Raw genomic sequence first — 25,453 nt, forward strand, 5'->3', positions numbered from 1 at the left:
GGCATAGGATTGCTCAGTAATTGACTTGAAGGTTAACCGTGGTAATACATGGGGACTTGGTGATTTGATTTGACGGTTATAACGTACGGCTAGGCATTGTGATGATGTTGATGATGTTGGTTATAGATAGGGTTAATAGATTGAGTATAAGAAGTCGTATTAGCGGGTATGTAAGTGACATTATCAGCAGTTGAGTGAGATGCCTGTGCGTTAAATGCTTTAAATTATTTGGGTACGCTCAAAACGTAAAATGGGCTAACGCTACCACCGACAGTTGCACAACGTAGCACTAACAGAAACATTCACTGCATTGCTAAATTAAAGACCCTGGTATCAATTGATGTACCTTAGGTGAACTCTAGTGAACGAAATTAGTTAGTTAATAATATATATCATCTAACCGTTTTAGTGCCTCAGATTAACCTTGGTTTAGCGTTCGAACTTATGTCGCGGATGCTCAGGATAATTGTCGCAGATTATGAAGTCGTGCGTATGACGCCTAGACGGATATCGGACGTAATCCTTCATTGCTGGAAGTGAGTTGTATCGAATACCTCGGTTCTGGATGTCAATAAGACGGTCGACAAAGTAGGTTTCGTTAGTTCGCTCAAATGTGACTTCGTAGCGTTTACGTTCGATGTTGTCTGGGTGGAATGCGATGGTCGCGATTGAATTGCGTTCTGTACGCTCAACACGTCGTTGCTCTTTGCGTTGTGCCTTAGCTGCGTCTCGCCATTGATTAATGTACTGAATTGACATCGCTGCGATTGTTGATGGTCGCTTATCTAAAATATATGCACCGTTAATGTTGACGACTTGACTGACCGCTTTCATCGCTTCGGCTGGAGTGATGTGAAGTTCAGTATATGTCGGTGACGATTGTAATTGATGAATGGCTCGTTGTCGGTTTACGGCTCGTTTTGGTGATGGCATTGGTGTCTCCTTGTGGATTTTTGAGATTAGAAACGACAAAGGCTCATTCGCTGTTTACGAATAAGCCTTTGGTTATGAGTAGTTGTTATGAGTAGTGGTTTTGGCTAGACGGTCAGTCGTCTAATTCATATATTTCGGTGAGGTGCTCGATATGATGACGATAAGTATTCGCCATTCTCGTCAGTATCCGACTGAACTTAGAGTTTGAATTCTTATCGACGAATTGTAAGCCTGTATTTTTACGATTCGCTTGATACCAAATTTTGCAATCTCTGTACATAAACTCTTTGCGTTCATAATCCGATATTTGTGTTCCAACAAGCCACTTTGGGTCAGTAGAGCTTTCAGCTGCTGTAACAATTACAGCTGTCGATTCTTGTATCTTCTCTGCGAATCGAATTGTGAAATCTGTTGGTATACTGATTGGTGATTTACCGAAGTGTTTTCTAATAACTTTGTGCCAGAAAGCCATTTCATCAGCATCAGTCATTTTGACCTCCTGTGATGATTGATTGTTGGTGAGCTGTAAGATGAACTTGGATTTGTCTGTTACCGAAATATCGAACGGCTGCGTTTATTTGCTGCTTCTTGATAAATCCAGTTCCAAGTTCGACAGATTTAACGTCTTGGTAATCTTTTGATTTACTGGCTCTGTACTCGGCAAGTGTGATGTGTTTCAGCATCGTTATTACTCCTAAGTTAGTTTATTTAGGGGTATAACAACCGTGATCACATGTACAACTATTCGTTAATTATCTTGTTGATATGCCTTGAATTTTGCTAAGTTAAACCCAATACACGTAATATCAGCATGGATACTACGTTCGAAATTGGAGAGCTAATGGCTAAATTACCGGGCAAGACAGCATATTCAGGTGTGCGAAGAACTACTACAAGAAAATCAGGCTTCAAAAGCCATCCCGACAGTACTGGTGGCGAGTACAAAACAGAATCAGTTACGCCAATATTACTAGAAGCCGGTAAAACTCTGACGTTTGTATTTAACTTCCCTCGAAGCGACGGACAGACATATGTAGGTTTTGGAGGGTTTTATCAGTGTGAGGACTTCGTTCAAATAACATTCAACAACCCCAACTCATCAAAGAACGAGTTCTCTCGCAGAACACCACCTGATACTTCCAAGTTTGGCTCAATGTGGATTGCCAATGGGCTATCTGAGCCCGTTACAATTTCTTTCAATTCAGAAGTTGATACCTATCTTGCAATTTACAATTTTGAGTGCGGACTTATCTGGCATGAAGCATTTGATGCTGCAAGAGAGAACGATCAAACAGGCTATTTAAATAGCATGCACTCAATAATGCCTGAAGCTGGATTCTATACAGAAGACGGTCAAGTATCGTTCAATTACGAAAGTCCGCTAAAGTATATTAACCCTAATATCAATTTACACCTAAAATCGTGTAATAGATGTGCCAGATTTTTACCAATTAATCTAAATAATGAAAGAGAAACTTTAGCATTTTCAAATCATTGCGTCGCTAAAGCACCGTGCACCCATAAAGGCTTTGGACTGCTAACAAACATTGATACAGGTGAGGCTGTTGATCTTCACTACGGATATCAACTTGAATGTAGATTCTGTAAGAAGTACTTCGTGAACATGCCATTGAATTGGCAAAGAACAGCTGCTCAAATGAAAGAGGATGGCCAGCGTCGACGCAACTTTGAGCTATTAATTGCTGAAATTTACCAACAGTCACCTCAATTGAGTTACCGAACCCAAACTGGTCGTGAACTACTTGACGATGTTTGGAGCAGATTCAAGGGGCAATGTTTCAATTGCAACAACCCAATCCAAAATAAGCGAAAAATGCATCTTGACCATACGCGACCACTAGCACTTTTATGGCCTTTAGATGGGACAGCGACCGCTTTATGCGCAACGTGTAATACAAGCAAAAGAGATAGACCACCATCGCAGTTTTACAGCCCTCAACAGCTGAACCAGTTATCTTTACTTACTGGTTTATCTGTTGAAGAACTGACTGTTCCAGAACCAAATCATGAGGTAATCAAAGAGCTTCTTGCACGACTAGATTGGCTTTATGAAGATTTCCTGACAAAACCAGCATTGTTAATGGAACGAGATGGAAAAATAACAGCAGAGTTAGTTGTTAAAGCTCTTGATAAGGTGCTTAGACGTTCTCAGCAAGTGGAATATGACTTCTCATTCGTTAATGAATATAACCGACGTCGAGATAGTCACATCACGTTCGATATCAACGAAGATACCGATTCAGTGGTTTAAACATAAAGGGTAGGATCGTTCCTACCCTATTTTTTAGCCTTACTTACGAAGAACCAAGTATTGGTGGCCTTTAACTCCACCTTTATCAGCAATACCATGCTTCTCACAGTGCTCAACAGATTCAGTGAATATATCGACAACCTCAAAGTATTTTTCAGCATACGACTTAAGAGATTCAGCCATATTGCATTTATCAGAATGACCAAGGTGAAATACTGCATATCCACCAACTTTTAGTCTTTCATGACACTCGTTGAATATAAAGTCGTATGCATCGAACGATTTCTTCTGGATAACCTCAACAAAACTCTTTGGTTGAGTGTCAAAGTCTTCTCTCGTCCAGCCACAGAACCAATAGCGCATCCAGTTAGTCATATAAAACTTCGTACTATCAAAGAATGGCGGTGATGTGATAATCGCGTCAATTTCTTGGATTTCTTCGGGCCATTTCGCAAGGATATCAGCTTGGAAGCAGTGTCCATTAACGAAACCACCTTCAACTTCAGTATCAAGTGACTTATTCACCTTAGCCCACAATTTCTCAATCAGGTTCTTGTAGATGAAATCACCAGTTGGAGCATACGGTGTAATTGGATGACTGTTTCTGCTTAGGGCATACGGGCGATTACCATGTAAAATGTGCATCATACAAGACATCACCAGAGCCCAATCAGCGGATTGCGAATCATGGTTCTCGATAAAGAAATCACGAGCACATAAAATCTCCTTGAATGTGTCTTCATGGAAGTATTCAGGAATTGACTTATTGAACTTAACCTCATTTGCGTCTTTGATTGAAGCTTCGCTCGGCTCTGAATTAGCAATGTAAGCTTCAAGAGACTCGATAATTTGAGTTACATTCTCGCGATTTGGACGTTTCATCTTGGCATTACTTAAGGTTGTAGCTAACAACCCAATATCTAAACCGTAAGACTCTCGACCATTTAATGCAGCCTCAAACGGAATAGTTCCTGAACCGCTAAATGGGTCTAAGACTTTATCACCAACACTAGAAAATGCTTCAACAAGTTTATATGCTAACGCAGGCTTCATCTTACCTTGGTATGAACATACAGAGTGTAAAGTGCTACCCCAATTTCTCTTTGAGTATGGGTGTTGTAAATGAGGTAAAGCTTCTTTAAACATATCCCATTTGGTTGGTATATCGCACTTTTGTAACCCACTCATACTAACCATTACTTTATCGGACTTAGCTTTCTCAAGTACAATAAGGGACTGAGTTAATGGTGCTCCTGACTTTGATCTTCTCTCACGTAACTTAACGATCTCCAAGGTGTTAAGTGATGAGTCTTTTGCTATTTCACTCAAAATGTCATGAGTTGGAACGTGTATTCCACCATACAATGAATCACCAATGTCTATACAAGCGATGCCACCATCTTTTAAGTGCTTAGATAATCCATTAAACACCAACCCCATTTCTTCAAAATATCCAGCAGCCATTTTGGAAATTCGACCATCGTAAGCATTCTCAGCCAACTCTGTAACTACATCCTGAGCTGAGGGATGAATAATATTCCCTTTGTTCTTTGTTACATCGTTAATGCCTGAAGTAACCACTTGATCTCGGAAGCCTCTTAAACAAGTAGCTGTAGTAATGAATCCCATATACCAAAGCTCAAGCTTAGTATTTCGGAAATAATTTGTTCCATTCAAATACGGTGGAGAAGTGATAACACCATCGACACCTAAAGGCTTAAGTTCATGTAACTGCTTTGCATTATGAGCGACTAATTGTGCTTCTGCTATGGATTTCGGACAACGTAAGCAGTCTTCAGCTAACAATAATAATTGCTCCTGAACTGATAAAATAAATTCGGGAAGACCTTTATCCAATTCCTTTTGCGTCTTAAAACGAACGTCGCCAGCTCGCTTCAATCTAGAACAAATAATAAGCTTTGAAATAACAGCGACTTCTAATGCAAGTCCAAGTGTTGGATTTTTTAATAGAAGCTCATCATTTAAAGAACGAATTTTCAGTATTTTTGAAAACATACTATCATCGAAATATACACTCGCTTTGAATGCAGCTTCATAATACTTTCTGAGCTCTGATTTTTCAGAATGTTGGATATACAGGCTCGGTAACTCAGCAGATAGCGATTTGATTTCGTTGAATAGCTGTAATTTCTTATCTTTTGGGAGTGCAGCGATCGTCAGCTTTGCGTTGATAACCTTGCGCATGGCTGGGTTAATCTCGCTATAGAAAGTTTTGATTCCTCTAAACCCAAGCGTTAATGGCGTTGTTCCTACTCCTGCAAATGGCTCAAGAACCTTTTGGGCATTAGGCATGTAAGTATCTAAAACAGAGTGCACAAACTCTGATGAATATCCTTCTAAGTATGCGTACCAATCATGGAGAAACTCTCCTTTACCGCCAGAATGTGTGACGTGCTTTGGAGCGACTGATAACTCCTTCTCAAAACTTAGCTGTGGATTATTCATTTGTCGAACCTTAAAGAGCTGTACATATATCCAGTATAACTCGAAAATTAAGAGCTGTACATTCATACAGTTCGCAGTGCGATCTTTGAATGTTACTTATGATTGTCAAAGTGTTACGGAATTCGCTGTAGCCGCTGGTTTGCGGCGTACTTATTTGGCCGTAACTCTATCATATTGACTCTGTATTTTCATCCGTTAAATGTTAGCTTATGGCATGTACAATAACTGTAAAGTGTCCATAAAATTAACCCACTAGCTTGGTGATGATAAGTCAGCCATTCGTGAGCTGATGGTAGGTTCTGTTTATGATCATAGAGGGTCAACTAATAGCACGTAGATATACCTACTAAGCCCTGTCGATAAATCTGGGAAACAGGATGGGCTTGCTAATAATTTATTATTAACAAGTCATTACTGTAAATCTGGGTATCACTGGTTTGTTGGTTTGATATTGTGTTTGGACGTCGTAACAGTTAATCCCTGTCGATAGTGATGTTGAGTTGTCAGCAACCGCAGAGAACATTGATGGAACGGTACTAGATATTATTGTTCCCTGAAGTACCTTTTGTGTCAGGCTGCTTGATCGAACGATACTGACGGAAGTTCAGGTGTGGTGATTGGAATATCGGTTAAGTAAGTCCAAGTCATACCAAACAATAACCAATAATGCTTCTATATAATGGTGTCACCTGAGTACCAAAATGGTTCCGGACTGTCAGGCGGTTACAATGACGGTTAAGTAAGTCCAACCGTGCTTTCAGCTAGAGCTACACTGTCCTTGGTTTGTTCTAGCTGATTGAGCCTACTCCTTCTCGATGAGAATTGCGTCGGTCAAACTCCATTGACGGTCTATTTCCATTTCAATCGACTTCAATTCTTCAGGTGAAATATCTCTGTTAGTCACTGTTAGCCCATCATGAATTATCGCAACAACCTGATGCTCTCTTTGGAGTATAGACGTGACAAATGACGCTTCGATTTGAGTTAGTACGAAAGATACCTGTTGCATGGCTTTCTGGTGTGTATTTCCATAATAGCCGGTGATGTGTGAAGGCATTGGGCAGCTTCCATCTACATTTACGACTTCGTTCCACCACTGGATGATTAAGTGACGTGCATTTTTTAGCTCGACAGCGAAATCTATGAGCCAATTGCTTAGCTCGGTTGAAATACTGCTCAGAATATCATTAGTGTGTTCAATATCACCGTAAATGACATTATCACTGTAGTAATCAGGCTCATTAACTAGCTTTATTCGACCTGATTTAATGTCTTTCGAAAATCCTTTACCAAATACAAATGAGGTAATTATTGGCTTGGCCTCATCTTCGGTTATATTCAGCATGTGCGCTACGTGACGTCTGACACCATGTTTATTTCGAATTAATTGCTCGCAATGTGGCAACCTAACACCGTAATGACGGCAAATGGCGACAAACAATCGAGGGTGACATGATGATAAGTCATAGCTTGACATATTCGGACATGAAGTTAGAGATTTACGTACTAAACGTGGCAATATCTGAAGATTAAAGTCACTTCCAAGCAGATTAAGTCTGCCGTACATGTGCCGCCAATAAGTCCAAGACCATTTACCATCATTTTCAGCTAGTAATCGAACATGATAATCGTAGCATTCAATGTATGAACTTGCCTTGACTGGAGGTAGTACATCATTGAAGTGTCTAACTACATTTTGGCGTTCACGCTTGAGATAATCAACATCGAACATTGCAGTTATTTCGACGGGTTGCTCCGCTGGATATCGAACATTGTCGGATGGTACTTTAACTGAGCGGTAGCTACTGAACATCAAATACGGTGATTGGAATATCGGTTCGCCATTAATGTGCATGAACGGTTCAAGTTTGATGATTGATAGTTCATTGCCGCGTTTGAGGTGACCGTTCCTAGTACGTTCAGGCAGCAGCTCGACGCCTTTAACTGACAGAACAGGACCAGCAGCACCAGTAATATACTGGGTAGATGTTCCAAAAGTATCACTTAGAGCGTCAGCGTTAACAGGACTAGCAGCACCAGTAATATACTGGGTAGATGTTCCAAAAGTATCACTTAGAGCGTCAGCGTTAACAGGACTAGCAGCACCAGTAATATACTGGGTAGATGTTCCAAAAGTATCACTTAGAGCGTCAGCGTTAACAGGACTAGCAGCACCAGTAATATACTGGGTAGATGTTCCAAAAGTATCACTTAGAACGTCAGCGTTCATACGCTTTAACGACGCTAGCGCTGGTGCTTTATCCATTCGCTTTGCCAACCAATCAGCCACTTCCTTGAATGACAGAAATGCTCGTGGTCTTAGACCGTTAAGCTGCACCAAATATGGCTGTTCAGCGGTAAGTCGTATTCTCTCTACTCCATCATAAGCCAGCGTTGCCTCGCCTAAGCGGGAGGCATTATCGTCAGACAATTTAATTCCGAGGCACCAACCACCGGTTTTACTGGCACTGAACTTATCGAACATTTGAGTGAACTCGTCAGACATCGCAGTTAAACCGCCATCTTTTGACGAACCAAAAAACTGGCGAACGTATGTGCCATTAAACGCGGTGTAATCTGGGTGCTCGGAATGAGATTGTCCTGCTGTCGTGTGTTGAGCTGTCGCCATAAGTCCTAGCCAGTTTCGGGCACTAACTGATGGAGTTTGAACAGATGCCAATACTGCTGGCGATATATCGAAGACTTTATGTCTTGCTTGGTTGAATTTCATTTTGCTGTCCTTGGGCATCTGGTGCCGCATGGTTGAAGTTGTCAAATAATGTGCGTGATAGATGATGCTTCAGCGCGACATCTAAACTGCTTGCATCAGGGTATTGCTTGAATAGTTCTCTAACGACTGCATGGTCAATGCGCGCTCTTACACGCTTGTCTGTCTTGGCCATTGATAAGCCTCCATAAATAGGGTGAATATTCTGTATCTTCTGTATTGTTGTTATCTTAAATTGAGTAAATTTCAGCGTACAACGATGTACCGAAGTTCAGGGGGAGTAATTAAGATTCAGATATTGAGTAGGATATTTAATGAATTAACTTCTGGGTATATGTTCTAGTTTCTGAGGTAAACTCTGATGAACGGAATTGCAGTTAATATAATAATTATTTAACTAAGATTTCCGTTACACCAGAATTAATCAGGGAGGGTTTAAACTACGGCTATACGACGAATACAATTGTGCCCGCAGGTTTACCGTCAGAATCGACAGGATCACTACTGCTCACGACATATTCTGGCGATGTAACCTTAAAAGCCCTATCCAATCCTGAGACGATAACTTGAGAAACCGCTGCATCAGGAACATCTACACCAACTGAATAATGATGCTCTGGTAATGTGCGAATTGAGCCTACTGGGGCATCTACCACACAAGCAACATCGCCATCAGTCATTCGACTCACGTCTGGCACTTCACCGCCGATAAAACCTTTCGTAAGTGATATGCTTGATGCTTCAACACCATTACTCAACACAACTACGCCACCGTCAGCACTGATAGAGTTAGCACCAGCGCGACTTTCTACTGGTTGAACACATAATGTTGGCAGTAATGTGTCATCTGGTAGACTGAACTGAATTAGCGTATTGCCCTGCGTAATCAGTACGTTCACAAGTGTTTCAATTTCATCTGATTTCGGAATATTAGGATTGGAAAATGACTCCGCAATCCATGTATTACGAAGCTCAGTTAAACCATCAGAGATATTTTGCACGGTAAAGTCACAGTTCGGGTAGAACGCGATTTTGACTGACTCTAGTGACTCAAACGTCTGTGGAATTGACTGTTCAAACTTAGAAATTATTGCGACATAATCGAGCGCAATCTTCTTGGTTGAACGTTGGATATTACGGTTAATCATTAGCTGCGCTCCCATACTTGAACGTAAGTACCACTTGAGCCTTTCGTAAATGCTCGTTGTACTGAGGTCAAGGAACCTGATTGACGAGCCTGAATATCTGTCGGAATGGCGTAAGAACCGTCACTGACTTTGTAGGTTAGATTTGCGAACGAACCTGCATTACTTTTAATAAGATATGCTGCACCATCATCGCTACCGTAAACATCATCACCAGTCGCAGTGATTACTAGTCCACTCTGGTGGGCGTGTACTGAGCCACACCATCCACTAGAATTATTGGGCGAATTTGGATGATGAATGTCGCCTAAGAATTCCCAGTAATTGGTATCAGCATCAAACTTAAATGACCGAAGTATTCCACCACCGTTCGGGTTGGCATTTATTCTGTCGCCAATTCCAATTAGCCCATCATTAGTTGCAAACATTCGAATATAGCTCGAATTAGTTTGGTCGTATATGTAACTTCGTGTCGTCGTTTTTGACCAACTTGTGCCGTCATAATGATGAATGCCTAACTGATCATATGACCAGTCATGAACCACAAGATTTTTACTATCTGGACTCCATGCAAAAGATTCAGTACTGTAAGATATACTGAAAGCTCCTGTTACTAAACGGATATAGTGAGTTTGTGTCCAAGTTCCAGCTACATCTTCGAACACTGCAGCATAATCACTATTTGTTCCATCAGATGCTACCAGTAGTGCTCCATCGGGAGAAATCGTCATTGATTCACCGATCTCAGTAGTGCCATCAGTCATAACTAAATCAGCATCACGTGTCCAAATGGACCCTGAACGCTTATACGAAATAATACCGGTGTCGTTGTTGGAGTCGCTAAGGCCAACAAATATGATGTCTTGCCCTATAGCTATAGATGAACCGAAATATCGAGGATAATCAAATGATGGGTCAATCGGGCTTTGTAAGGTTTGTTCATGCACCCAATTCCCTACAGATACCCTGCGGTAAATATAAACTACACCAGCGTTTTTATCTGGCGCATTAACTGTATCGTATGAGGATACAGCAATAGTGTCGCCGCGTACGCGTATATGGTTGGCAAGAACTCCAGTATCACCATATTCACCAGAAAAACTAAAGGCTTGCTCCAGAGACCAATTGGAACCATCGTAGGTCATTACAGATACAATAAAATTACCGTTCGACTCATAAACTTGGACGAATGTATCGCCATGTAAGTCAGTAGTCGTGCCAAGCTGGCTCACATTCAATGAGGGAGCTGGGTCGGGCAATAATTCTACATCTAGTGCTAGCGGTTCAATATCTATTTTTCTATGAGTCATGTTATACCTCCATGATCGAAATGTTGATGGCTGTTGAGTAGATGTCATGGCCACCTTGGTTGTGGGACATAAAGTCCTCCTTTGTTTTTGGGCACAGCAACGCCTAGGATTGCTCCCATAATTGCTATACAGTTTGTAAAATTGTGAATTAAGTCAGAACGACTTAGTGGTTATGAACGTTCGCAATACCGGAGCGGTTCGACTGTTGCCGATTTAGAATTGCAGTCAATTGCGTTTCGGTAGTTTCAGCAGAGTTCAGGTCTACTAAAGCGGTGTCTGGATACACAATTTCACCATCGTTGGTGGCCACTGACCGTTCGAAAGCCTGATACAGTTCCTCGATTTGAGCATCCGTTGGTACTCGATCGTCTAGTAGCGTTGCCCAGTCGGCTTGGTCATGCATTTGGAATAGTTCGTTAACGTCGTTACGGTTGAAGTAGCCTACTAGGCCGATGTTGCCAACGGTGTTAACTCGCCCTTCGAGGCCCATTGCCGCTAAGAGCCAGTTCGTAACCCGGTTTATTTGGCGGTAATTGTTAGGTGCAGATTCCGCCATCGTCACGACACGTTTCAGGTAACTTGGATTAGAGCCCTCTGAAATGGCGGCGTCACGACCATGGCGTACTGGTACTTCGTTGTAGATTCTGAATAGCACTGGTACCAGAAACCACTGAAGTCGCTGATGGAACTTCCGGCACATCGGATGAGCCCATGGCTCAGCGTTCGTGGCCTTTGATGCATACGGACGCCCATCGTTTGCTAATTTGAAATGTAATGCACCCATTCGGTCGTATAGTAGCTGCTCTAGGCTCCAGCACGTTACGTCGAACAATGCGCAATTAGACGGCAAATCTGTCACTAATCCTGCTAGAACCCAATCGGTATGCTCGTAGTACGTCTTGGACCTACATCCAGCGTCGAAGTTGTATGGTCGTTCTGGGTCAGTACCACCACCGATGTAATAACAATTCCCTGATGGACTGTGATGCGCGTAAACGAATCCATTAGGCCCAGCGTCTGGTTCCGAATGCGTTCGAATGTCGACTAGTAACTCATTGAAACTGGCTAGTGGCTGGCCGAAGATATCGGTTCCTGCTGGCACATCGAATTGTGGCAGGTTGGCAATGTGGTTCATGACGTCAACTCCTGATATGCCGCTTTGTAATCGCCGTTATGACCATCGAGCACTTTGTTAGCCTGAATCCATAGGATTGGTGATGGGTCATATCGGTTGTCAGTGATGACAATTTCGAATGCTGAATATGGCGTCTTGTAGCCAATGACAGCGAATACTACATCCGCAAAGTCTCGATGAGATGGCTTAATCGCTTCTTGGAATTCTTGATATTCGGTGCGTTCGAAGCCCATATACATCATGGACAGAATCATTGCTGCCTGTATCGTGCGGGTACGCTTAATGGTTTTTGTGGTTTCGGACATTTTGAGTCTCCTTAGTGTTTGATGACATTGGTGGTTGATTTTGCTCTGGCGATGGGTTCCCTATATGTTCCTCTTGTTATAGGTAGCCTAATTAATTTCTTACATCGCACTCCTACTCTGTCTTGGTTATCCATTATCTACTTTTAATTCGTGGTTATAACGGAGGTGGTATTGATAACCTTTGGTTATAATCGTGTACGGTTTCCGCCTGTATCTAGTATCTTGACGACTGTACATTTACCGACCGAAATGCGATAATTTGTTCTGACCTGATGGTATGAGTTGCTGAGGCTTGAGAGAGCACTATCGCTCAGTCAATGCCACCAGGAGGCAACACATGAAAAACGAAACGAACACAGCAAAAACCGTCGCAGCTCATTTCAACAAGACTGAACTTGACCGAGTCAAGGAATTCTTTCTTGATGATGGCGAAATTTACTCTGCTCTAAGTGAGCTAATCGAGTTGATGAGAACAGATAGCGAAAGCCGTCTTGACGCATTATCTCGACTTCACAATACAGTATTTGCTGTTGAGTCTGCAGACACTGAGCATAGCGCTCGATTGACTGAACTTCACGATTGGTCTTACAACTGCAACGATGCAGACTGCGAGACCATGACTGTTAAGCTCAATAGCGATGCTCATACACTAGAATGGGGTTTAGCGATTCATTGCGAAATGGGTCTTGAGCCTAGTGCTTACGATGGTGATGTGCTGTTCAATTTTGATTTGAGTTAACGCCTAGGCTCGTTGATTGGGATACAACCAGTCGATGGGCCTTCATTTCCTTCTGATAGTCCTCATCATCCATAAAACTCCTGCAATATAGTTATACACAAGTGACTTCTGGGCATTCTAGAGCAAAATCGTAAGTTCCTAAGTTATTACCCCTGTTACACTTTATTTTTATGAAATCGTAACTCTGGAAGAACTGGATAATTTCACGTTACTGCGGATTAACGAAAAATAGCACTCTAACCGTTAAGTTAAAGTGCCAGAAACTCATAGAAAAACCATGTAATATGATGGTAATTATATTTTACTGGTAGGCCCGCCGGGTACTGGCAAAACCATGCTAGCGTCACGCCTTGCTAACTTATTGCCGCCACTGTCGTTAACGCAAGGCTTAGAGGTAGCCGCCATCCATTCCATCGCAGGGTTAAGCCGCGATAGCCAGCAACTACGACGGCGCCCTTTTCGAGCCCCCCACCATTCCAGTTCCGCCGCCTCTTTGGTTGGTGGTGGCTCCGTGCCGCAACCTGGGGAGATATCCCTAGCCCACCATGGCGTGTTGTTTCTGGATGAATTGCCGGAATATTCGCGGGTGGTGCTAGATAACCTACGAGAACCACTAGAGTCAGGGCAGGTGGTTATTTCACGGGCCAGCGCCAAGCTAACCTTCCCTGCTCGCTTTCAACTAGTGGCAGCTATGAACCCTTCGCCCAGTGGCGAGGTGGGCAGCAATAGCCGTGATAGCCCCGAGCAGATCCGTCGCTACCTCGCTCGATTGTCTGGACCGTTACTCGATCGCTTTGATCTCAGCGTAGAGGTCAGTCGTTTGCCTGCCGGCAGTCTGAGTAAGCCGGATACTAGCGGGATCTCTAGCGCTGAAGCCGGCGCTCAAATTCTCAGAGCCCAGACGGTCGCGATAGAGCGCCAAGGTTATCTCAATGCACTGATCTCAGGCCATAAGTTGGGGCCAAATCTGGGAATAAGTCAGTCATTGTTGGAGTTTACCGAACGAGCAATCAACAAACTCCAACTGTCAGTGCGTGCCTATCACCGCATCTTACGGGTGGCTCGTACCATTGCAGATTTAGAGAGTTCAGCTGCAGTAGAGAAACACCATATCGCCGAAGCTCTGGGATATCGAGCGATGGATAAACTGCTGTCGGAGTTAGCACGACAGGTACAATAAAATAGGCTGTGTACCAACTAAGTTTTGTTATCTCCAATGCTGTTAAAGCAGTCCAGCGAAGCATTTTGGACTGCGACCTAATGCAAGGGGAACTCCAAAGGGGGCAGGGCTCCCCCCTAATACATACAAGAATGTGCCGTCGCCACCGCGACATCCTCCCCTAAAGAGTACTGCAATCGGTGAAGCCGAAGGCTTGAGATAAACCTCAACACTTAACTACGACATAGCCATAAAATAGCCACACTGGATTTAGTGTGGCTATTCAGAGAAGCCATGCAAATGCTGCAAAGCCAGTACAAAAGCAGACAACGTGCTTAGTCGTGACGACTGAACATCAGTTGTTGTTCTGCTCCATCTTCGTTGACTGTTAGGGTCATTGAATCGCCGTTTACCTCAACGAACAGGTTACCAGGGTTACCAACAAAACTGGTTAAACCGATATCACCGTTCAGATCGTGCACCATGGTTACGGTCAGTTCATTGGTATCACTATCAACCTCATAGTTACCAACTTCCATACCACCTTCTTCACCATCAGCTACTTCAACATGCACATAGCGACCGTCATCTAAGAAGGTGAACGTCAATAAATCTACACCTTCGATGCTATCAGCAAGAACCCAAGTTCCCAGTAAGCCGTTGTTAGCGATTGCGGCTATGTCGAACGATTGAGTATCACCCTCCTCTTCGCCATCAGCGATGCCCATCTCATAACCGGTTACATGGAAAGTAATGGCACCATCATTTTCAAAAGAAAGCTTCACGGTTTCCCCGCCAAAATCACTGGGAATCGGAGCTGCACCAGTAATCAAATCACCCAAGCCCCAGTTACCATTACTGTCGTGCATAGTGTCACCATCTTGCAGCAGGTAATCCGCATCATCGACAGTGTAATGACCCCATTCAGCACCTGCGAAGCCGTCTAGATCATCTTCATCCATTGGCTGCACTTCATAATGCAGGTAGGTACCGTCATCGAAGAACGTAAACATTAGCAATTCATAGTCATTCTCGGTCTCCTCGGTAATTGCCCAAGTACCAACAAACTGACCAAATATTATATCTTCGTCATTGAGTGTCGTTTCTAAATGCAATTGCGCCTGTTCAGCAGAAACTAAAGAACCATCGTTTGAACCTTCCGCTGCCACTAAAGCGAGCACTTCGTCGTTCGCCTCAAATTCAGCAGTTGGCACATCAAAATCAACGGCTACCGTTGCTGCCGCAATAGCGTCATCAGTAATGGTGATGCCATTACTTGCATCACCATCATCATCAAGTGATTGCAGTAAACGGATAATATTAGATACCTGATCATCTTCAACATCGTGGGTGTCAACAAGATCGAGCGGCGTAACAACCCCTTTAGCCAAAACTGGTGGCAACTCGATTGCACCGATAGCAAAGGTGACGGTCTCACCCAGCATGTAATTGTAATTACCGTTTGCGTCAGTAACACCCGATATGGTTTCAGTGGTGTAGCCGATGTTTACCACTGCAGCATCAATAAACGTTCCTTGCAGGGCACCGTCTGGCACAGTTGGCGTTGGCTCAACCACAGGACTACTTGAATTCGAATCTGAACCACAACCCACTAGTAAGGCAGCAGAGATCACGGCAGACAATAATGCTTTTTTCATGTGCGGCTCCTTGCTCATTGAAATTAAGGCATTAGCTTCAATCCACAGTGATGCTAGCAATTCGGTTAGATATAACTTTGACCAAGAACAATTGACGCTCAATAAATAGACAGTAATTCGCATAATCAGTACAAATAACAACCACCTTAATGTCGCTAATTTTGTAGTTATACATTTGATATATATTATTAAAATATATAATTGGGGCTAAATGTTGAGTTAGCCGGTTGACCAGTAATCTTCTTATCAAAGGTAACTTGCCTATTCGACTTTAGCCTGAGTACCATAGCCATAGGACGTTCAAGGATCGAAGCCCAAGGATTATTACAGATGGTTACTCTGCTACGAGGCAGCTTGGCATTTTTAGGCTACCTCGTTAACACACTGTTCTGGGGCCCATGCATCATCGTGTTAGGGCTAATAAAGCTGCTGCCAATCTCGGTATTGCGGCGTTTATGTACCTACCTAATTGATGGCATCGCCACCACATGGATCAGCATCAACAACCTTAATCAGCAGATATTTAGTCGCACCACGATTATTGTTAATGAGTTGCCTCAGCTAAGCCCTAAACAGTGGTACATGGTGATATCTAACCACCAATCGTGGGTAGATATTCTGTTACTGCAACGTGTCTTCAATCGAAAAATTCCAATGCTTAAGTTTTTTTTGAAACAAGAGCTTATATACGTTCCGGTGATTGGCCTTGCATGGTGGGCACTCGACTTCCCTTTTATGCGCCGCTACAGCAAAGGCACGTTGGCCAAAAAGCCTCACCTTAAGGGCAAAGACCAAGAGGCAACTCGCAAGAGTTGCGAGAAGTTTCAGATTAAGCCCGTAGCGGTAATGAACTTTGTAGAAGGGACCCGCTTTACCCCTGCCAAATATGATCGCCAGCAGAGCCGCTATCCAAGATTATTAACTCCTAAAGCAGGTGGCTTAGCGATGTCTTTGGATGCCATGGGGGGCAAGATTCAACAACTGCTCAATGTCACCATCTATTATCCAGATGGCACTCCTTCATTTTGGCAATTTTTGTCTGGACAGGTACCGCGCGTCGAACTGCACGTAGAACACTGTACACTCAACCACCTAAACGAATTAAATTACCATCAGACGGAACAACGACTTATTATTCAAACTTGGTTGAATGATCTTTGGCAAAAGAAATCGGATTATATCGCCCAACTTCACCATCACTATCACAACAAGAACTAACCAAACGGATTGCAAATGTTGTCATGTTTACCCGCGCCGCTAATCGCCGCTCTAGTGCTTAGTACGGCCTCAATCAATATTGCATTTTGGGGCACGCTAATCGTACTGCTCAGCCCCTTTAAAGCGCTGTTGCCGTTTGCTCGCCAACCAATAAGCGAGCTATCGAATCAATTGATGGCGGGGTGGGTTGCCTGTAACGAAGCGCTGCTAAAAACATTTACCCCGACTCAATGGCATATCCAAGGCTTAGAGCAACAGTTGGATAAAAACGGTTCCTATCTCATCGTATGCAACCATCTCAGCGGTATGGATATTGCGGTTGTAACCATCGCCCTGCGTCGCCATGTGCCAATGCTTAAATTCTTTTTGAAACAGCAGCTACTGTATGTGCCCTTTCTTGGCGCGGCATGTTGGGCACTGGATATGCCATTTATGCAGCGCTACACCAAAAGCCAGATAGCCAAGAATCCCAAACTCAAAGGCAGCGATATCGACACTACCCGTCGCTCCTGCGAAAAGTTTCTTAATATCCCCACGTGCGTCATCAACTACGTCGAAGGGTCGCGGCTAACCTTAGAGAAACATCAGCGCCAAAACAGCCCATTTACCTACTTGCTTAAGCCCAAAGCTGGGGGGATCGCCTTTGCGATGTCGACCCTTGGCGATCAGTTTGACCATGTGTTGGACTTAACCGTGGTCTACCCCGGCACGCCAGATGGGATAATGGCATCATTTGTTTCCGGCAAGGTGGAACATGTTGCCGTCGATATCAACGTTATCCCGATGTCGGAGCTGCCGCAGGGTAACTACGATAAAGACAAAGCCTACCGAGTTGAGTTTCAAGCGTGGCTAAATCAGGTGTGGCAACGAAAAGATCGCTTAATTGGCCAGTTACTCATGCAGTATCAACCAAACAAAGCCGTGCAAGGTTTCTATCAAGCCATCGCCTCTAAATAACAGTAAGTTCAGTCAAATCTCACGCTCGGCTCGGTGTTTCACGCCTGCTGGGCGTGCTTGTTTTAGGCTGTGTACCAATTAAGTGTTGTTCTTTCTAAGGCTGTTAAAGCACTGGCTAGGCGAATCGCGAGACAAAGGGTAAATCACTACCGCTATTGATCTTCTGCCGTATTGGAGCAGTTCAGCGAAGCGTTTTGGACTGCGACCTAAGGCAAGGGGAATTCCAAAGGGGGCGAAGCGCCCCCTAATGCATACAAGAATGTGCCGTCGCCACCGCGACATAACCCTTTAAGAGTGCTGCAACCGGTACAGCCGAAGGCTTGATATAAACCTCAACACTTAACTGTGACACAGCCTTGTTTTAGGTCAACCTAACAATATTTTATTGTCAACAATCGTTGAACCCCGCTCGACATTGTCAACAATTAAAATTTGAAAGAACCGCACCAACTCGCCTTTATAGGTCTGCCCACCAAAGATTTATGCTAAAAGTGGCAACAACAAGATACAGCTGCGACTAAGGTCTACCTGCGACTATTGTTGACAACAAATGTGACGTAGCGCACATTTGTCCACACTTAAGCAACAGCGGACGATGCTCCATGGAAGCCAAACATACTCTTGCAGATCAGACCTTCGAGCAGTTGCAGCAGGGGATAATCTGCGGAGATCTAGCCCCTGGCAGTAAGATTAATGAGCAAGAGATTGCCGCCCGTTATGGCATTAGTCGAGGCCCGTTACGTGAAGCATTACAGCGCCTAGAACAACGCCGCCTGATTGAGCGGATCCCCCACGTTGGAGCGCGGGTAATCAATCTCACCCCGCAACACCTTACCGATCTCTATCAGGTTCGAGCGGAGCTGGAAGCGATGGCATGCCAACTGGCCGCAGCGCGGATCAGCACCGTCGAGCTATACCAGCTCGAAAATCTACTCGATCGACAAGAGCAGGTATTTAGCTCGGAAGAGTTAACCAGCCTGCAGGACGACATCGATTTTCACGTTGGGGTAATCCACGCCAGCGGTAACCAAACCTTAATCACTACCCTAACCGGCGATCTTTACCATCAGCTGCAGATCTACCGACATCAGTGTATTAGCAGCCGCCGCCCATTGCGGGCACTGGCTCAACACCGCCAAATTTTAGCCGCCCTCGCTAACCGCGATGGCGAACTTGCCGCGCTATTAATGCGGCGCCACATTGAAGCTGGCGCCGCCAACACAGCCAAGGTGTTAAGCGCCAACATGGAGGAGTTTCAAGCATGACCACCACCACTCCCGGACAGCGTTTTCGTGACGCTGTTGCCAACGCCAAGCCGCTACAGATTGTCGGCACCATTAACGCCTATTTCGCCTTAATGGCGGAACGCACTGGCCACCAAGCGCTATATCTTTCCGGCGCTGGTGTGGCCAACGCCTCTTATGGCCTACCTGATCTTGGCATGACCAGCATGAACGATGTGATCATCGACGCTGGCCGCATCACCTCAGCCACCGCTCTGCCGTTACTGGTCGACATCGACACCGGTTGGGGGGGCGCCTTTAACATCGCTCGTACCATCCGCGAGTTTGAAAAGGTTGGGGTTGCTGCCGTGCATATGGAAGACCAAGTAGCGCAAAAGCGCTGTGGTCACCGCCCTAACAAGGCCGTAGTGAGCATCGACGAAATGTGTGATCGAATTAAGGCCGCCGTTGATGCCCGCACCGACCCATCGTTCGTCATCATGGCTCGAACCGATGCAGTGGCGGTCGAGGGTTTAGAAGCTGGAATTAAACGCGCTCAAGCTTACCTCGAAGCTGGCGCCGATATGATCTTCGCTGAGGCGTTAACCGAGCTGGAGCATTATCGCCAGTTCAAAGCCGCAGTTAACGCCCCCATCTTGGCCAACATGACCGAATTCGGCAAAACCGAGCTGTTCCATAAAGATGAACTGTTCGAAGCGGGTGCCGACATGGTGCTATACCCTCTCGGTGCTTTCCGCGCTGCCAATGCCGCAGCGTTAAAGGTATTTGAAGCGATGAAAAACGATGGCCACCAACGTAGCCAAGTAGACGCAATGCAGACCCGTACCGAGCTGTACGACTTCCTTAACTACCACAGTTACGAAGACAAGTTAGACACCCTGTTTACTCAAGACAAATAGGGTCAGCGTTGGGGCGGCAGGTCCGTCCTACCGTAAATAGGCATAACCCGGATAGACCCCGCGTGATCCGGCATTTGGATTTAGAGAGAACAGTGGCGCTCCGCCGCAGCTACGTCAATCTGAGTTGGCGGTATTGGAGCCCATCCCCAACAAAAGGAATGTTGAGATGACTAAAGCAATAGGTGGCGCCGGTTTACGTGGCCAAAGCGCCGGTTCAACTGCACTGTGTACCGTTGGTCAATCGGGCACTGGCTTAACTTACCGCGGCTACGACATCGCCGAGTTAGCCGATAAGGTCAGCTTTGAAGAGGTCGCCTACCTGCTCCTCAAAGGCGAGCTGCCTAACTCCGAGCAGTTAGCAAATTACCGCACCAAGCTAAAAGGCTTACGTGGTCTGCCACAACCGCTTAAAACTGTATTGGAGCAGATCCCCGCTGACGCCCACCCGATGGACGTGATGCGTACCGGTGCGTCAATGCTTGGCAACCTTGAGCCGGAAGCCACCTTTGCTGATCAGTATGAGAAAACCGACCGCCTATTAGCTGCCTTTCCGTCAATCATCTGTTACTGGTATCGCTATAGCCACGACGGCGTCCGCATTCATACCGAAACCGACGACGATCAAATTGGCGCTCACTTCCTCCACTTACTGCACGATAAAAAACCGTCAGAGCTGCACGCAAAGGTGATGGACGTGTCATTAATTCTATACGCCGAGCATGAGTTCAACGCCTCCACCTTTACCGCACGGGTATGTGCCTCGACCTTGAGTGACTTGGTGTCCTGTGTCACCGGTGCTATCGGCTCGCTGCGCGGACCACTACACGGCGGCGCCAACGAAGCAGCGATGGAGCTGATTGAAGAGTTACGCGATGAGCAACACGCCCGTGCGACCTTGGCCTACAAGCTGGAACACAAAGAAAAGATCATGGGCTTTGGCCACGCCATCTACCGCGAATCCGATCCTCGTAACGGCATCATCAAAGGCTGGTCTGAAAAACTGGCGGCCGAGTTTGGCGACGACCGTTTGTACCGCGTATCGGTGGCCTGTGAAAGCTTTATGTGGGAACAGAAGAAGTTGTTCTGTAACGCCGATTTCTTCCATGCATCGGCTTACCACTACATGGGTATTCCCACCAAATTGTTCACCCCGATCTTTGTCTGCAGCCGCCTCACTGGCTGGGCCGCACACGTATTCGAACAGCGTGCAAACAACCGCATTATCCGCCCAAGCGCCGATTACACCGGCCCAGAGCCTCGCTCAGTACCGGACATTAGCGAGCGTTAACAACTATCAGGGTTCATGACGTTAAAGGATTAGTATGAATACCCAATTTCGTAAGCCATTGGCCGGCACCAACCTCGACTATTTCGATACCCGAGCTGCCATCGAAGCGATTAGGCCCGGCGCCTACGCTGGCCTGCCCTACACCTCTAAGATTCTGGCCGAACAACTGGTGCGTCGCTGTGAGCCAGCGGACTTAACCGCCAGCTTAAGCCAACTGATTGAGCGCAAACAGGATCTGGATTTCCCTTGGTACCCCGCCCGAGTAGTCTGCCACGATATCCTCGGCCAAACCGCCTTGGTGGATTTAGCCGGTCTACGTGATGCCATTGCCGATCAGGGCGGTGACCCTAGTCGCGTTAATCCGGTAGTGCCTACCCAGCTGATTGTCGATCACTCCCTTGCGGTCGAGCATGCGGGTTTCGACCCAGCAGCCTTTGAGAAAAACCGAGCAGTAGAGGAGCGCCGCAACGAGGACCGTTTTCACTTTATTGATTGGTGTAAAACCGCCTTCAATAACGTTGATGTGATCCCCGCCGGCAACGGCATCATGCACCAGATCAACCTGGAGAAGATGTCGCCAGTGATCCAGGCTCGTGACGGCGTCGCCTTCCCGGATACCTGTGTCGGCACCGATTCCCATACTCCCCACGTCGATGCGCTCGGGGTTATCGCCCTTGGTGTCGGTGGCCTTGAAGCGGAAACGGTGATGCTGGGGCGGCCATCGATGATGCGCCTGCCTGATATCGTTGGAGTCGAACTCACCGGCAAACGCCAGCCAGGCATTACCGCCACCGATATTGTATTGGCCCTTACCGAATTTTTGCGAGCGCAGAAGGTGGTCTCCACCTACCTTGAATTCTATGGTGAAGGAGCCCGCAGCCTCACTATTGGCGATCGTGCCACCATCTCCAACATGACCCCAGAATATGGGGCTTCAGCCGGCATGTTCTATATCGATGAACAGACCATCGATTATCTAAAACTGACCGGGCGAGAGCCAGAGCAGGTGGCCTTGGTAGAGCAATACGCTAAAACCACCGGCCTGTGGGCAGACGCGATGAGTCAAGCCCAGTACGAACGAGTACTTAGGTTCGATCTGTCCAATGTCAGTCGCAACATGGCAGGGCCATCAAACCCCCACCGGCGCCTAGCAACAGCAGATTTAGCCCAGAGCGGGATCGCGACCAACCTCGGCTCAGCGTTAGCGCAAGAAGCCGACGGCCAGATCCCCGATGGGGCGGTAATCATCGCCGCCATCACCAGCTGTACCAACACCTCTAATCCTCGCAACGTCGTTGCCGCCGGATTGGTTGCCAAGAAAGCGAATGAGCTGGGGCTGATTCGTAAGCCGTGGGTTAAATCATCATTTGCACCGGGTTCTAAAGTGGCGGAGCTATACCTCAACGATTCTGGCTTACTAACGGAGCTAGAGAAACTCGGCTTTGGCATCGTAGCTTTTGCCTGCACCACCTGTAACGGTATGTCCGGTGCACTTGATCCAGCTATCCAGCAAGAGATCATCGATCGCGACCTTTACTCCACTGCGGTGTTGTCCGGCAACCGTAACTTCGATGGGCGTATTCACCCTTATGCCAAGCAGGCATTTTTGGCCTCGCCGCCATTAGTCGTGGCCTATGCCATCGCCGGCACCATGCGTTTCGATATCGAGCAAGACGCGCTTGGCTTTGATAGCAACGGCAACGCCATCACCCTTAAGGATGTCTGGCCGAGCGACGAAGAGATCGATGCTATCGTTAGCGCCTCGGTGAAGCCAGAACAGTTCCGCCAAGTGTATGAGCCAATGTTTGATCTCAAGGTCGATTTCGGTGACGAGCAAAACCCACTATATGACTGGCGCGAGATGTCGACCTACATCCGTCGTCCTCCCTATTGGGAAGGGGCACTGGCAGGAGAACGTACCCTCAAAGGGATGCGACCGTTAGCAGTGCTGGGGGACAACATCACTACCGACCACCTGTCACCATCCAACGCCATTATGGCCAGCAGCGCCGCTGGAGAATACCTCGCCAAGATGGGGTTGCCGGAAGAGGACTTTAACTCCTACGCCACCCACCGGGGTGATCACCTCACCGCCCAACGGGCGACCTTTGCCAACCCGAAACTGCTCAACGAGATGGTTCGGGCCGACAACGGTGAGGTCATTCAAGGCTCACTGGCTCGGATTGAGCCAGAGGGGAAACCAGTCCGGATGTGGGAAGCGATTGAGACCTACATGGAGCGCAAACAACCACTGATCATCGTTGCCGGTGCGGACTATGGCCAAGGTTCATCCCGCGATTGGGCCGCCAAGGGCGTTCGCTTAGCAGGGGTAGAGGCGATTGTCGCCGAAGGTTTTGAGCGTATTCACCGCACCAACTTGGTTGGTATGGGGGTCTTGCCGTTGCAGTTCCAACCGGGTACCACCCGTTTGACCCTTGGTTTGGATGGCAGCGAAAGTTACGACGTTATTGGCGAGCGCACTCCGGGTGCCACTGTCACCCTGCTGATCCACCGTAGCAACGGCAGCACCATTGATGTGCCAGTGGTCTGCCGCCTAGATACCGCTGAAGAGATCGACGTTTACGATGCCGGTGGGGTATTGCAGCGTTTCGCCAAAGACTTCCTAGCTGGCGCTTCGTAAAAACAGCTATGGCCGTGTTGGCTTAGCTCCCAAATGCCTAAGCCAACCGACATATCGATGCCAATTAATGGATGTAACCCAATGACTCAAATTAAGATTCCCGCCACTTATATGCGTGGTGGCACCTCTAAGGGAGTATTCTTTGCCCTTAAGGATCTTCCCACCGCAGCCCAACAGGCGGGGCCAATCCGCGACAATCTGTTACTGCGGGTAATAGGCAGCCCCGACCCCTACGGCAAACACACCGACGGCATGGGCGGCGCCACTTCCAGCACCAGCAAAACGGCGATTATTAGCCCTTCCAGCCAAACCGGTCACGACGTCGACTACCTTTTTGGCCAGGTCGCCATCGACAAACCTTTCATTGATTGGAGCGGTAACTGTGGCAACTTAACCGCCGCGGTTGGTGCCTTCGCCATTAGCCAAGGTATGGTGGCGGATCTGCCAGAAAATGGCATCAAAACCGTGCGGATCTGGCAGGCAAACATAGGTAAAACCATCACCGCCGATGTGCCAATCAACAACGGTGAAGTGCAAGAGACTGGAGATTTTGAACTGGACGGGGTTACCTTTCCCGCCGCTGAGGTAGCAGTGGCCTTCGCAAATCCCAGCGACGGCGAGCTGTTTCCCACTGGCAACCTAATTGATCAGTTAGAGGTTCCGGGCATAGGCCGCTTTGAGGCAACCTTTATCAACGCCGGTATTCCAACCATCTTTGTTAACGCCGAGGCACTAGGGTACGACGGCACCGAGCTACAAGCGGTGATTAATGACCACCCAAATACATTAGCCAAGTTCGAAACCATCCGCGCCCACGGCGCAATAAAGATGGGCCTGATCAGCGATTTAGCCGCAGCACAGCAGCGTCAACACACTCCTAAAATTGCCTTTGTTGCACCGCCTAAGGCGTATCGCAGTTCCAGCGATAAAGCGGTAAACCAAGCTGATATCGATCTCAATGTACGTGCTCTATCTATGGGCAAACTGCATCATGCCATGATGGGCACTGCCGCCGTTGCCATCGGCGTTGCCGCCGCCGTACCGGGAACTGTGGTCAACTTGGCCGCCGGTGGAGGCTTGCGTAATACCATAACCTTCGGCCACCCATCCGGCACGTTGAAGGTAGGTGCTGATGTTGTGCAGCATAATCAGCAGTGGCAAGCCAAGGCAGTAATCATGAGCCGCAGCGCACGGGTACTAATGGAGGGCTGGGTGCGGGTACCACAACAGGCTTTAATAGCAAAATAATGCATTAAAAACAGCCGTTAGTGGAAACTCATTGAGCTGGATCAGCACTGAAAATATGCCACTTTTCGTAGTTATCTCGATAGCTTAAGATGAACCTCTAATACGAAG

21 protein-coding genes are annotated in these 25,453 nt (G+C 46.5%); 10 read left to right on the forward strand and 11 right to left on the reverse strand.

Annotated elements, in window-relative coordinates:
• Nucleotides 1-429: 429 nt before the first annotated feature.
• From HER31_RS14850 to HER31_RS14860, 3 genes are all read right to left on the reverse strand, one after another.
• On the reverse strand, nucleotides 430-933 hold the full coding sequence (locus tag HER31_RS14850) for a hypothetical protein (protein ID WP_168661663.1): 504 nt from the start codon (nucleotides 931-933) through the stop codon (nucleotides 430-432).
• Nucleotides 934-1,045: 112 nt separating this feature from the next.
• Complete coding sequence (locus HER31_RS14855) at nucleotides 1,046-1,423, reverse strand: hypothetical protein (RefSeq protein WP_168661665.1); 378 nt, start codon at nucleotides 1,421-1,423, stop codon at nucleotides 1,046-1,048.
• Nucleotides 1,416-1,616 (reverse strand): hypothetical protein, encoded by a 201-nt coding sequence (locus HER31_RS14860; protein WP_168661667.1) that lies wholly within the window; start codon nucleotides 1,614-1,616, stop codon nucleotides 1,416-1,418. The genes HER31_RS14855 and HER31_RS14860 overlap by 8 nt, the downstream gene beginning before the upstream one ends.
• A 158-nt stretch (nucleotides 1,617-1,774) precedes the next feature.
• On the opposite strand from HER31_RS14860, the gene HER31_RS14865 reads away from it, so the two are divergent.
• Nucleotides 1,775-3,205, forward strand: a complete 1,431-nt coding sequence (locus tag HER31_RS14865; RefSeq protein WP_168661669.1) for an HNH endonuclease — start codon at nucleotides 1,775-1,777, stop codon at nucleotides 3,203-3,205.
• A gap of 39 nt (nucleotides 3,206-3,244) precedes the next feature.
• Here the strand turns inward: HER31_RS14865 and HER31_RS14870 are convergent, their stop codons facing one another.
• From HER31_RS14870 to HER31_RS14900, 7 genes are all read right to left on the reverse strand, one after another.
• Nucleotides 3,245-5,671 carry a DNA methyltransferase gene (locus tag HER31_RS14870; protein ID WP_168661671.1) on the reverse strand — a complete coding sequence of 809 codons (2,427 nt, stop codon included), beginning with the start codon at nucleotides 5,669-5,671 and terminating at the stop codon, nucleotides 3,245-3,247.
• An 802-nt stretch (nucleotides 5,672-6,473) separates the two neighbouring features.
• Nucleotides 6,474-8,402 (reverse strand): hypothetical protein, encoded by a 1,929-nt coding sequence (locus HER31_RS14875; RefSeq protein WP_168661673.1) that lies wholly within the window; start codon nucleotides 8,400-8,402, stop codon nucleotides 6,474-6,476.
• Nucleotides 8,377-8,574: a hypothetical protein gene (locus tag HER31_RS14880; RefSeq protein ID WP_168661675.1), complete on the reverse strand. Its 198-nt coding sequence runs from the start codon at nucleotides 8,572-8,574 to the stop codon at nucleotides 8,377-8,379. The genes HER31_RS14875 and HER31_RS14880 overlap by 26 nt, the downstream gene beginning before the upstream one ends.
• Nucleotides 8,575-8,845: 271 nt before the next feature.
• Entirely contained in the window at nucleotides 8,846-9,547 is a 702-nt protein-coding gene (locus HER31_RS14885; RefSeq protein ID WP_168661677.1) for a hypothetical protein, read from the reverse strand.
• Entirely contained in the window at nucleotides 9,547-10,854 is a 1,308-nt protein-coding gene (locus tag HER31_RS14890; protein WP_168661679.1) for a hypothetical protein, read from the reverse strand. Before HER31_RS14890 ends, HER31_RS14885 begins: the two co-directional genes overlap by 1 nt.
• Nucleotides 10,855-11,017: 163 nt before the next feature.
• Complete coding sequence (locus HER31_RS14895) at nucleotides 11,018-11,989, reverse strand: hypothetical protein (RefSeq protein ID WP_168661681.1); 972 nt, start codon at nucleotides 11,987-11,989, stop codon at nucleotides 11,018-11,020.
• On the reverse strand, nucleotides 11,986-12,294 hold the full coding sequence (locus tag HER31_RS14900; RefSeq protein WP_168661683.1) for a hypothetical protein: 309 nt from the start codon (nucleotides 12,292-12,294) through the stop codon (nucleotides 11,986-11,988). The genes HER31_RS14895 and HER31_RS14900 overlap by 4 nt, the downstream gene beginning before the upstream one ends.
• Nucleotides 12,295-12,631: 337 nt before the next feature.
• On the opposite strand from HER31_RS14900, the gene HER31_RS14905 reads away from it, so the two are divergent.
• Together HER31_RS14905 and HER31_RS14910 are read left to right on the forward strand one after the other, a co-directional pair.
• The gene (locus HER31_RS14905) at nucleotides 12,632-13,033 is read left to right on the forward strand and encodes a hypothetical protein (RefSeq protein WP_168661685.1); all 402 of its coding nucleotides are present in this window, start codon (nucleotides 12,632-12,634) and stop codon (nucleotides 13,031-13,033) included.
• Between the two features lie 304 nt (nucleotides 13,034-13,337).
• Nucleotides 13,338-14,213: a YifB family Mg chelatase-like AAA ATPase gene (locus HER31_RS14910; protein ID WP_275060715.1), complete on the forward strand. Its 876-nt coding sequence runs from the start codon at nucleotides 13,338-13,340 to the stop codon at nucleotides 14,211-14,213.
• 314 nt (nucleotides 14,214-14,527) lie between these two features.
• On the opposite strand, the gene HER31_RS14915 is transcribed toward HER31_RS14910, so the two are convergent.
• Entirely contained in the window at nucleotides 14,528-15,850 is a 1,323-nt protein-coding gene (locus HER31_RS14915) for a hypothetical protein (RefSeq protein WP_168661689.1), read from the reverse strand.
• A gap of 330 nt (nucleotides 15,851-16,180) precedes the next feature.
• Here HER31_RS14915 and HER31_RS14920 point away from each other — a divergent pair, with 330 nt between their 5' ends.
• The 7 genes from HER31_RS14920 (at nucleotide 16,181) to prpF (ending at nucleotide 25,345) form a co-directional block, all read left to right on the forward strand.
• Entirely contained in the window at nucleotides 16,181-17,068 is an 888-nt protein-coding gene (locus HER31_RS14920) for an acyltransferase (protein WP_168661691.1), read from the forward strand.
• 15 nt (nucleotides 17,069-17,083) lie between these two features.
• Nucleotides 17,084-18,025 (forward strand): acyltransferase, encoded by a 942-nt coding sequence (locus HER31_RS14925; RefSeq protein ID WP_168661693.1) that lies wholly within the window; start codon nucleotides 17,084-17,086, stop codon nucleotides 18,023-18,025.
• A gap of 602 nt (nucleotides 18,026-18,627) precedes the next feature.
• Complete coding sequence (locus HER31_RS14930) at nucleotides 18,628-19,290, forward strand: GntR family transcriptional regulator (protein WP_168661695.1); 663 nt, start codon at nucleotides 18,628-18,630, stop codon at nucleotides 19,288-19,290.
• Nucleotides 19,287-20,168 (forward strand): methylisocitrate lyase, encoded by an 882-nt coding sequence (prpB, locus tag HER31_RS14935; protein ID WP_168661697.1) that lies wholly within the window; start codon nucleotides 19,287-19,289, stop codon nucleotides 20,166-20,168. The genes HER31_RS14930 and prpB overlap by 4 nt, the downstream gene beginning before the upstream one ends.
• A gap of 166 nt (nucleotides 20,169-20,334) precedes the next feature.
• Nucleotides 20,335-21,456, forward strand: a complete 1,122-nt coding sequence (prpC, locus tag HER31_RS14940; RefSeq protein ID WP_168661700.1) for a bifunctional 2-methylcitrate synthase/citrate synthase — start codon at nucleotides 20,335-20,337, stop codon at nucleotides 21,454-21,456.
• A gap of 34 nt (nucleotides 21,457-21,490) precedes the next feature.
• A complete protein-coding gene (gene acnD, locus HER31_RS14945) occupies nucleotides 21,491-24,097 on the forward strand; it encodes a Fe/S-dependent 2-methylisocitrate dehydratase AcnD (protein WP_168661703.1) in 2,607 nt (868 codons plus the stop codon).
• Nucleotides 24,098-24,178: 81 nt separating this feature from the next.
• Complete coding sequence (gene prpF / locus HER31_RS14950) at nucleotides 24,179-25,345, forward strand: 2-methylaconitate cis-trans isomerase PrpF (protein ID WP_168661704.1); 1,167 nt, start codon at nucleotides 24,179-24,181, stop codon at nucleotides 25,343-25,345.
• Nucleotides 25,346-25,453: the final 108 nt, after the last annotated feature.

This window comes from Ferrimonas lipolytica (assembly GCF_012295575.1).
In the GTDB taxonomy this organism is placed as follows: Bacteria; Pseudomonadota; Gammaproteobacteria; order Enterobacterales; family Shewanellaceae; genus Ferrimonas; species Ferrimonas lipolytica.

What these genes read in the sequence shown, in the direction of transcription:
- HER31_RS14930 (WP_168661695.1), top strand. Translation starts at nt 18,628, where the DNA reads ATGGAAGCCAAACATACTCTTGCAGATCAGACCTTCGAGCAGTTGCAG.
- prpC (WP_168661700.1), top strand. Translation starts at nt 20,335, where the DNA reads ATGACTAAAGCAATAGGTGGCGCCGGTTTACGTGGCCAAAGCGCCGGT.
- HER31_RS14855 (WP_168661665.1), bottom strand. Translation starts at nt 1,423, where the DNA reads ATGACTGATGCTGATGAAATGGCTTTCTGGCACAAAGTTATTAGAAAA.
- HER31_RS14920 (WP_168661691.1), top strand. Translation starts at nt 16,181, where the DNA reads ATGGTTACTCTGCTACGAGGCAGCTTGGCATTTTTAGGCTACCTCGTT.
- HER31_RS14860 (WP_168661667.1), bottom strand. Translation starts at nt 1,616, where the DNA reads ATGCTGAAACACATCACACTTGCCGAGTACAGAGCCAGTAAATCAAAA.
- prpF (WP_168661704.1), top strand. Translation starts at nt 24,179, where the DNA reads ATGACTCAAATTAAGATTCCCGCCACTTATATGCGTGGTGGCACCTCT.
- HER31_RS14870 (WP_168661671.1), bottom strand. Translation starts at nt 5,671, where the DNA reads ATGAATAATCCACAGCTAAGTTTTGAGAAGGAGTTATCAGTCGCTCCA.
- HER31_RS14885 (WP_168661677.1), bottom strand. Translation starts at nt 9,547, where the DNA reads ATGATTAACCGTAATATCCAACGTTCAACCAAGAAGATTGCGCTCGAT.
- HER31_RS14890 (WP_168661679.1), bottom strand. Translation starts at nt 10,854, where the DNA reads ATGACTCATAGAAAAATAGATATTGAACCGCTAGCACTAGATGTAGAA.
- HER31_RS14925 (WP_168661693.1), top strand. Translation starts at nt 17,084, where the DNA reads ATGTTGTCATGTTTACCCGCGCCGCTAATCGCCGCTCTAGTGCTTAGT.
- HER31_RS14875 (WP_168661673.1), bottom strand. Translation starts at nt 8,402, where the DNA reads ATGAAATTCAACCAAGCAAGACATAAAGTCTTCGATATATCGCCAGCA.
- prpB (WP_168661697.1), top strand. Translation starts at nt 19,287, where the DNA reads ATGACCACCACCACTCCCGGACAGCGTTTTCGTGACGCTGTTGCCAAC.
- HER31_RS14915 (WP_168661689.1), bottom strand. Translation starts at nt 15,850, where the DNA reads ATGAAAAAAGCATTATTGTCTGCCGTGATCTCTGCTGCCTTACTAGTG.
- HER31_RS14865 (WP_168661669.1), top strand. Translation starts at nt 1,775, where the DNA reads ATGGCTAAATTACCGGGCAAGACAGCATATTCAGGTGTGCGAAGAACT.
- HER31_RS14895 (WP_168661681.1), bottom strand. Translation starts at nt 11,989, where the DNA reads ATGAACCACATTGCCAACCTGCCACAATTCGATGTGCCAGCAGGAACC.
- HER31_RS14850 (WP_168661663.1), bottom strand. Translation starts at nt 933, where the DNA reads ATGCCATCACCAAAACGAGCCGTAAACCGACAACGAGCCATTCATCAA.
- acnD (WP_168661703.1), top strand. Translation starts at nt 21,491, where the DNA reads ATGAATACCCAATTTCGTAAGCCATTGGCCGGCACCAACCTCGACTAT.
- HER31_RS14900 (WP_168661683.1), bottom strand. Translation starts at nt 12,294, where the DNA reads ATGTCCGAAACCACAAAAACCATTAAGCGTACCCGCACGATACAGGCA.
- HER31_RS14880 (WP_168661675.1), bottom strand. Translation starts at nt 8,574, where the DNA reads ATGGCCAAGACAGACAAGCGTGTAAGAGCGCGCATTGACCATGCAGTC.
- HER31_RS14905 (WP_168661685.1), top strand. Translation starts at nt 12,632, where the DNA reads ATGAAAAACGAAACGAACACAGCAAAAACCGTCGCAGCTCATTTCAAC.